Source organism: Sphingobacterium sp. UBA3549, from assembly GCF_002376635.1.
Classification (GTDB): domain Bacteria; phylum Bacteroidota; class Bacteroidia; order Sphingobacteriales; family Sphingobacteriaceae; genus Sphingobacterium.
In genome coordinates this window covers 6,456-15,765 of sequence record NZ_DFOE01000031.1, presented here as the reverse complement: position 1 = coordinate 15,765, position 9,310 = coordinate 6,456, and the positions used below count along the sequence as shown (strand labels likewise).

The 9,310-nt window shown below is 40.5% G+C and carries 5 protein-coding genes and 1 tRNA gene; all 6 read right to left on the bottom strand.

Going from position 1 to position 9,310, the window contains the following annotated elements:
- Window positions 1–48: 48 nt before the first annotated feature.
- The 6 genes from B2W36_RS15625 to B2W36_RS15600 all read right to left on the bottom strand — a co-directional run bounded on the left by B2W36_RS15625 (window position 49) and on the right by B2W36_RS15600 (window position 9,274).
- Window positions 49–933 carry a DUF4440 domain-containing protein gene (locus B2W36_RS15625; RefSeq protein WP_293888569.1) on the bottom strand — a complete coding sequence of 295 codons (885 nt, stop codon included), beginning with the start codon at window positions 931–933 and terminating at the stop codon, window positions 49–51.
- Between the two features lie 121 nt (window positions 934–1,054).
- On the bottom strand, window positions 1,055–2,521 hold the full coding sequence (gene cysS, locus B2W36_RS15620) for a cysteine--tRNA ligase (RefSeq protein ID WP_293888567.1): 1,467 nt from the start codon (window positions 2,519–2,521) through the stop codon (window positions 1,055–1,057).
- A gap of 20 nt (window positions 2,522–2,541) precedes the next feature.
- Window positions 2,542–3,843 (bottom strand): ribosome biogenesis GTPase Der, encoded by a 1,302-nt coding sequence (gene der, locus B2W36_RS15615; protein WP_209580350.1) that lies wholly within the window; start codon window positions 3,841–3,843, stop codon window positions 2,542–2,544.
- Window positions 3,844–4,017: 174 nt separating this feature from the next.
- On the bottom strand, window positions 4,018–5,739 hold the full coding sequence (locus tag B2W36_RS15610; protein ID WP_293888565.1) for a RagB/SusD family nutrient uptake outer membrane protein: 1,722 nt from the start codon (window positions 5,737–5,739) through the stop codon (window positions 4,018–4,020).
- 23 nt (window positions 5,740–5,762) lie between these two features.
- Window positions 5,763–8,852 carry a SusC/RagA family TonB-linked outer membrane protein gene (locus B2W36_RS15605; protein ID WP_293888563.1) on the bottom strand — a complete coding sequence of 1,030 codons (3,090 nt, stop codon included), beginning with the start codon at window positions 8,850–8,852 and terminating at the stop codon, window positions 5,763–5,765.
- A 349-nt stretch (window positions 8,853–9,201) separates the two neighbouring features.
- A tRNA-Met gene (locus B2W36_RS15600) sits at window positions 9,202–9,274 on the bottom strand.
- Between the last annotated feature and the right edge of the window lie 36 nt (window positions 9,275–9,310).

Here is a 9,310-nt window from a genome sequence, read left to right as displayed (position 1 = left end):
GCCTCAATAAATTTGAGACAGCCTCTTTTTATTTTGCAGTCTGCGTTATTATTTCTCAAACATCATCTCAATCAGGATATTCCAATTGGCCTTCTTCACATCATCTTTCGCCAATTCACTGAGTTGCCAAATGCGAATATAATTATACTTGACAACTTTATCCTTCTGTCTCACCGTTGCCGTTCCTTTTGTATAGGCAAAATCTCCACTATACGAACGTTTTACTTCTTCGGGGACTGTCTCTATCGTCATCCGTTGTTTTTTGAGATAGGCCATCATAGTAGCCTTTCCTTCCATCGGACTAGTCCAGGGAAACAAAAACCGTACATCCTCACTTAAAAATTCCCTATAAGCGGTTGGGTTGTCTGCTTTCAATACTGTCGACATTAACTTGTCTGTTTCTAAAACAATATCTTCCCGCTGATTTAAGCGTACTTTAGAACGATGTTTCAGATACCATGAATCGGTAGGTTCGATATATTCTAAATCAAATTCACCGTCGTTCCCATTATTTTCAACTTCGGCACGAATATCGACGAGCCACTTACCTTTTTTGTTGCGTTTCCAAACAGTCAAGTATTCTCCATGGCGCAATCTTGCACCTACTTTCTGAAAGTCCATAGACCCCGAAGTCACTCCAAACTCCTGACTTTTAGCAATCAACGCAAACGTAGGCTGCCAATTTAAAACATCGGGAATATTTGGTCTATTATTCAGATAGTTATAGGCATTTACTGCCGATGGGACATAAAACGTAGATTCTTTATCAATAATCGAAAGAAACGCCTGGTGCGGCGTAGACGCTTTCGCCAAGGCAGCAGCATCCTTATCGGCCTGCAATAGGCTTCCAACTTTCTCAGGTATCTGCGCATATAGTGTCGTACCAGCAACACTCATCAATGCGACGACGGATAGCCTATTCCAAAAATTCATATGCAAAATGATCTTTCTTTTAAAGGTGATATGGAATATCCATTGGTTTCCACCGATAACGTGTTTTCCCAATAAGAATATTCCATTGCATTCCTCTTGTATAAATTCGATTTCTTATCTATCAAATCTTATTCCAAAGTGTTCCTTCTTTGCTATCTTTCAATTGAATTCCAATAGAATTAAGCTCATCACGAATACGATCTGAGGTGACGAAGTCTTTATTTGCTTTTGCTTCATTACGTAGCTTAATAACCAGATTCATGACATCGTCAATATCATCAGATGCGGATGTCTGATCGTTTCTAAGCCCGAGGATATTCTCGACAAATTCTTTCATGAATACTTTCAGGTTTTCCAATCCTTCAGCCGACACTTTCGCTTTACCATCATAAATTGAGTTGATGATACGTACAATTTCAAACAGCTCGGCGATGAGTACTGGACTATTAAAGTCGTCATCCATAGCGGCGTAACACTTGCGGCGGATTTCCGCTAAATTAAATGAATCAGCACCTTTCGATACTTTCAATTTATCTAAGAGGCTTATAGCAGTCATTAGACGCTTATAACCCTTGTCGGCCGCATCCAGTGCCTCGTTTGAAAAATCCAAAGTACTTCTATAATGCGCCTGTAGCATAAAGAAGCGTACAGCCATCGGCGAGTATCCTCTATTCAGTAAGGGGTGATTTCCTGTAAATAACTCGCCCGGCAAGAATCCGTTTCCAGCAGATTTAGACATACGGGCACCATTTACAGTCAACATATTGGTATGCATCCAGTACTTTGCAGGACTCGTATGGTTACATGCTTCAGACTGTGCAATTTCATTGGTATGATGTGTAGCAGCCAAATCCATTCCACCACCATGAATATCAAACTGATCGCCCAGGTACTTTCTGCTCATGGCTGAACACTCGATATGCCAGCCCGGAAAGCCAACGCTCCAAGGAGCGGGCCAACGCATGATCGTTTCGGGTTTTGCTTTGATCCACAAGGCAAAATCCAAACGCCCCTTTTTCTCATCCTGACCACTCAATTCACGGGTGTTATTGAGCATATCCTCTAATTTACGATTGGTCAATATCGTGTAATCATATGTTTCAACGTATTTTTCAACATCAAAATATACGGTACCATTCCGTTCATAAGCATAGCCATTCTCCATAATCTGTTCGATCATCTCGATCTGCTCGCAAATATGCCCTGTCGCCGTAGGCTCAATACTTGGCGGCAAGGTATTAAAAAGACGCAATACGTCGTGAAAACCTATCGTATACTTTTGTACAATTTCCATAGGCTCCAACTGTTCCAATTTTGCCTTTTTTGCAAATTTGTCATCTCCCTCATCACGATCGCCTTCCAAATGCCCCGCATCCGTAATATTGCGTACATAACGCACTTTATAACCAAGATGACGTAGGTATCTAAAAATCAAATCAAAAGATACGAATGTCCGACAGTTACCCAAATGTACATCACTGTATACAGTAGGGCCACAGACGTACATACCAACGAGATTGGCATGAATGGGTTCGAATTTTTCTTTTGTTCGCGAAAGTGTATTGTATAAAACGAGATTATGGTCCATGTCTAATCGCTGCTTGAAAGCTATTTTTGTCTAAAGTATATTTGAATTGGCACACCAGTAAAGTCAAAATTATCACGTAATTTATTCTCTACAAAGCGCTTATATGGATCTTTGATATATTGTGGTAAATTACAGAAGAACGCAAACATCGGTGTTCTTCCTGGCAATTGTGTTACATATTTAATTTTGATGTATTTGCCTTTTAAGGATGGTGGTGGATAGTTTTCAATAATATCCAGCATCACTTCATTCAGCTTGGACGTTGGAATTTTCTTTGTTTTGTTAGCATATACCTTATCAGCAACCTCCAACACCTTAAGAACACGTTGTTTTTCAGTCACCGAAGTAAAAACAATAGGTACATCAGTAAACGGCGCTATTTTTTCTTTGATGCGATCTTCGAACGCCTTCATGGTCTTATTATCTTTTTCGATCAAATCCCATTTGTTGACAACGATCACGATACCTTTGCGGTTTTTCTCTGCCAGGTTGAAAATATTAACGTCCTGCGCCTCTAATCCATCTTGTGCATCGAGCATTAAAATCGTCACATCAGAATCTTCCAACGCTTTAATGGTACGCATGACCGAATAAAACTCGATATCTTCATTTACTTTGGATTTGCGACGAAGACCTGCCGTATCGATCAATAAAAAGTTGTGTCCATATTGATTATAATGAATACGGATTGAATCACGTGTTGTACCAGCCATTGGCGTAACAATATTGCGATCTTTACCGATCAATGCATTTGTCAAAGAGGATTTACCCACATTTGGGCGACCAACAATCGTATATTTAGGTAAAGCTTCATCTTCTTCCTGCTCTTCTTCAAAATGAGAGACAACAGCATCCAACAGTTCTCCTGTACCCGATCCTGTAGCTGAGGAAATATTGAACACCTCTCCTAATCCAAAGGCATAAAACTCAGCCGATTCATGGTGCAATTTTGCGTGATCGACTTTATTCGCTACCACATAAACAGGTTTGGAACTTCTTCTCAGAATATCAGCGATTTCGTCATCCAAATCGGTAATTCCGGTAGTGACATCTACCATAAAGATCACGACAGACGCTTCTTCAATAGCGATATAGACCTGATCACGGATTGCCTCTTCAAAGACATCATCTGAACCATGTACAAAACCACCTGTATCAATTACTGTAAATCTCTTTCCGATCCACTCGGCTGTTTCATAATGACGGTCGCGCGTCACCCCACTAAAGTCATCGACAATCGCTTTTCTACTTTCTGTAAGACGATTGAATAAGGTAGATTTACCAACGTTTGGACGACCAACAATTGCAACAATATTTGCCATATTTATTTTATTTGATCCACCCACTATCACAGCAGGTGGCACTTTTATGCTAAAATTATACTTAAGGGAACAAAGATACGGATTCGAAAGGGATAATTGAGACACAAAAACAAAAATGGCTTTACCGTGAAGTAAAGCCATTTATATTGATTAAATGATCGTATACATCTAATTCTAATTAGACGTTGGATTCTGTGTCAACTTACCAGGATATGAGTTTATCGCATCTTGTGGTATAAAATAGGTTACTCTAAAATCTGTTGGTGCAATATCTTCGAACTGCTTCTGCGGTCCAGGATATGTTCTATTTAGAGGTTCTCCGTTACGAAAAACATCGTAACTGCGTTCCGCCTGATAGGCCAGCTCCAGTTGACGTTCTTTATCAATCAATTTAAATGCATTACTTGCATCGAGCGATGCGTAGCCACCATTTACAATAGAACGATTTCTGATAGTATTCAAATCATTTAAAGCAGCGCCATAATTACCTAATTTTGCATTAGCCTCAGCTCGGTTTAAATAAATTTCACCTAAACGGCTGATGACTGGTGAGTGCAACTGTGATTCCTCGCCTTCACGTGAGCACTTCACAATATAAAACTGTGGATAAGCACGGTTTAAGGAAATATAATAATCAATCATACCTACATATGTTTTACCATCTGCATACGAAATTTTATAGGTTTGCTGTGCAGCATTGACAGCAGTCAATGTATAGACATTTTCACCATCTTTACAAGTAACGGTATTACCGCTAATAGTAACAGGAGCCTGCACATAACTCAATGTAACCGGATCACCTGCTTTTTGGGGCACATCCTGCTTAATAAATCGAAACACCGTCGAATATTTCCCGGCATCATCTTTTGAATAAGTAGGTTCAATAAAGGCTGCGCGCGCATCGACAATCGTATAATGATCAGGTCTCCAGTCATTGCGACCAGTTTCATTTAATAAATCAATGTACTTGGCACTGGAATACATCTCACCCCAGCCCATACCGCCAATATTGGAATACATACCACCGATACCATAATAATGATCATCGCCCGAGAACTCAGACGCAACACGTTTCACCGCAAAGATCGTCTCTTTGTTATCTTCTGGTCTAAAGGTATTGTATTTCATGAATTGCTCACGAGCCAATAGGACATATTTACCTGAATTAATCACCTTGTCTGCGTATTCTACAGAAAGACGTGCATATTCTGCATTTGGATTTTTATACGTACCACTCATATACAGATAGATACGAGAAAGCATAGCTTGCGCTGCACCCTTAGACGCATATGCTGCCCCTTTATCAAGTGTCATTAAAGCTTCTGCTTTTTTCAGATCACTGATCGCTTGCGCGTAAGTATCTTTTACAGACGCACGGTCTGGTAAATTCAAATCATTGAAAACATCTTCAGGTGTACCATTGACAATCGGAACGCCTAAATTTGTTTCTGGACTTTGGTAGTAAGGCTTCCCGAATGCGCGACAAAGGTAAAAATACATCATCCCGCGGATATAGTAACATTCACCTATCTTATTATCCATTTCTGGACTCTGACCTTCAGCAAACATCTTGATCAGGTTCGACGATTGGGCAATCGCTTTATAACCGCTATCCCAAAAGTTCTGCAAACGGTAATTATTCGGTGTTCTTGCATAGGAGATAAATTCGTAGAACGCATCTGTGGATGACCCGCGGATCATCATATTATCACCGGCATATTCACCAAGACGGTGCATCGGATCAGACCAAGCTTTTAACTGCGCATAAGTACCTGTTACCATTGCATCAGGATTACTTGCTATATTTTCTTCGTCCATCGAAGTATAAGGAAGACGATCAATATCGCAGGAAGATACTGCCGCTGCGATCAAAAGTCCGATTAATATCTTTTTCATTATTGGTTTTCTAAACGTTAAAATTAAAATGTCACGCTTGCGCCGAACATGTATTTACGCACCATAGGATATACAGAAACACCTGTAGATCGAATCATTTGACCACCCCCGCCTTTACCATCTGGTTCAGTCAATGGAAGCTCCGGATCAACACCCGAGTAGTTTGTAATCGTAAACAAATTCTCTCCAGCTAAGAATACACGTAAATTTTTGATGTTATACTTTTTCAGATCGAAGTTGTAACCCAAAGTCAAGGATCTCATTTTTAAGAAATTGTTACTTTCCAAGAAGCGTGTTGACGGTGAATTGCCTTTATCTTGGTTATCGTATCTTGCAATCGGGTGAGTGGCAACATCGCCAGGTTTTTCCCAACGGCTCCAACCATCCTGTAACTTCATCTGGTTACGATCCGTATAGGTTCCATCCGAATCAAATTCCTGACGCGAGTAATTATATAATTTACCGCCCAAGGAGAAACCGAACACGGCATTCAGGTCAAACTGCTTATAACTTAAAGCCGTACTGAAACCGCCGAAAAGATCCGGATTTCCTTTTCCTACATTACGGAAGGTTGCATTGGAATAGTTCGACGTCGTTGTCCTTGTTTCATTGCCATTGGCATCTGTCTCGTATCGATACCACATTGGCAAACCATTATCTACGTTAACACCAGCCCACTCTTTTAAGTAATAGGTATCTACCGGAAAACCAGGTTGAAGCAGACGTTGCGCTGATCCAGCGATACCCGATCCGTCACCTGCGATAATTGGTTTTGAAACTAGATTACCATTGGCATCTTTTGTCGCAAATAGCTCGGTCAATTTATTCATATTGTGACTCAAATTAACATCCAAGCTCCAATGTACATTGTCATTTCGAACGATGTCGCCACCAATGGTCAATTCAATCCCCCGGTTTTGCATCTTACCAATATTTTTCCAGATAGAAGTGACACCGGTCAGACCGCTGATTGGCACTTGATAAAGTACATTATCAGTCTTCTTGTCATAATAATCAACATTGAATCGCAATCTATTCTTAAACAAGGCTGCATCAACCCCAAAACCAGTTGTGTAGGTTTTTTCCCAAGTCAGATCTTTATTACCGATTTGGCTAATTAATGCCCCTGGTATACCATTGTAACTTGATGATGCAGACACCGAGTAAAGACTATATTGCGGATATAATGAACTTGGTCTATTACCTACCGATCCATAAGCCGCCCGCAGTTTCAAATTATCTACCCAATCAGCCTTGAACCACTCTTCCTTATTGATATTCCAGCCACCACTAACGGAAAAGAAGTTTCCATATTTTGCATTGGTACCAAAATTGGATGCTCCATCTCGACGGAACGACACCTGTGCCAGATATTTATTATCGTATGCATAGTTTGCATTCGACAAGAATGACTGTACTGCCCATTCGGAAATTCCGCCTTTCGTACGTTCTGGCTTTGCAACAACATCCAATACCTCGAAACCATTGACAATACCCGTTCCGTAAGCATCTAAAGTTTTTGTCCAGTAGTCGTTAAATTCGTATGCAGCCAATCCATTCAGACTATGTTTATCCCAGGTCTTGTTGAAACGCAAGATTTGGTTGGTATAACGACGCGCAAACTCCATGCGGTAATCCGTCACACGCCCAATTACACTTTCACCGCTGTTTGATCGCGGATCTTGATAACCACTGTCAGAATACGTATTGTAGCGATAATTGTTGACAGAAGAGAAGGTCAACCAATCCGTTAATTTGACATCGAAATCTAAGTTACCCATAAATTCATAATTGGTATTGGCACTATGATTCCATTGCAAGTCATACAAGTAATTCGTGCTTGCATTATTGACCCAGCCACTATAACGGTGTGGCACTAAATTTCCATTTGCATCGTATGGACTATCCCAAGGTAGGTTTCCATACATGGCATTGACATCATATTGACGATCATCTACCGCACGTCTCGAACCGGCAATAGATGGCTTGATGGTCAACCAGTCAAAAGGCTTATAGTTAGTACGTAATCTAAAGTTATAACGATCGTAATCATACCCTTTTACAGCACCGGCTTCGTTGTAGTACCCTAAAGACAAATAAGACTGTAGTTTATCATTTCCTCCCTGAATGGATAAATTGTGGTTTTGAACAAATCCAGTCTTCGTTGCCAGCTTCCACCAATCAAAATTGCTATTGCGCAAGTCCGAATTCCAACGTGGGAATTTGATATCAGCGGGATTCGAAAATGAAGCAAAGTAGTCATAAAGTTCAGCCCCGTCCATCATTTCCATGTGTCCATTGGAAAGTTGGTTGATACCCATTTTTGTAGAAAAGCTAATGCTTGTTTTGGAAGCCGAAGGATTTTTTGTTGTAACGACAACAACACCATTTGCACCTTGAGAACCATAAATAGATGTTGAGGCAGCATCTTTTAGTATAGTCAATGATTCAATGTCATCTGGATTGATATCACCTGGGCTTGAGCCAACGATAACACCGTCAATAACCCACAACGGACTCGTCGTACCGCTTAGGGTTGCCTGACCACGAATCACAACACCACCATTTGATCCAGGTTTACCAGCTCCTGGTGCAACATATACACCGGCAGCCTTACCATTCAGCATATTCTCAACCGATGGCGTAGTGACATCACGTAATTTGTTTCCTTTAACCGCCTGAAGAGCGCCAGTCAAACTTTCTTTTTTCTGTTGTGTTCCATAACCAACAATAACAACTTCCTGGAGTGCCTCACTATTAGACTCCAGATTGATATTGACAACCGGTCCTGTCACTATCACTTCTTGTGCTTTATACCCCACACTCGTAATGACCAGTACATCACCATTTTTAGCATCTATTGTAAAACGTCCATCTGCTCCTGCCGATGTCGATTTACCGCTCCCCTTAACGCTAATAGTTGCTCCAGCCAATGGGCCGTCCGTCGACTGCACTTTTCCATTCACTTTTTGTTGATAAACAGCGCCATGCAACAATACATTTTGGCCCGCAACTGGAAGATCATTAGCATTTGCCAAGTTGTGCGAACTTGATAGGAGTAAAGCTATTGATAACAGACTCAACTTGTGATTTTCAAGAATCTTTGAAATCATAATATTTTATAGTTAGTTTAAAAATTGATTAGCTTACTAATCAAAATTTAGGTACATGAATGCTAAAACTAAAGTAAGATGGTAGGATATCAAAATTTACAAACAACGAAATCGATTGCGCCAATTGGACAAACGATTGCATAAACACGCATTATACAACCTATCACACGTGCACGAAGAAGAAGCATAAAGCTGTATCAAAAATTGATCTTTAAATAAATGTGGACAACCAAACAATGGGAAATTAGATGAAAGGAAAGTGCGCCTACCCTGGAGGATATACCATGGCTACAATAGATTAGTAGCGCATAAAAAAAGCCAAGATATTCATCTCAGCTTTTTCGTTTAGTAGCGGGGACCAGACTCGAACTAGTGACCTTCGGGTTATGAGCCCGACGAGCTACCAACTGCTCCACCCCGCAATGTATTTTGAATTTCTTAAAAAGAACCGGCCATTG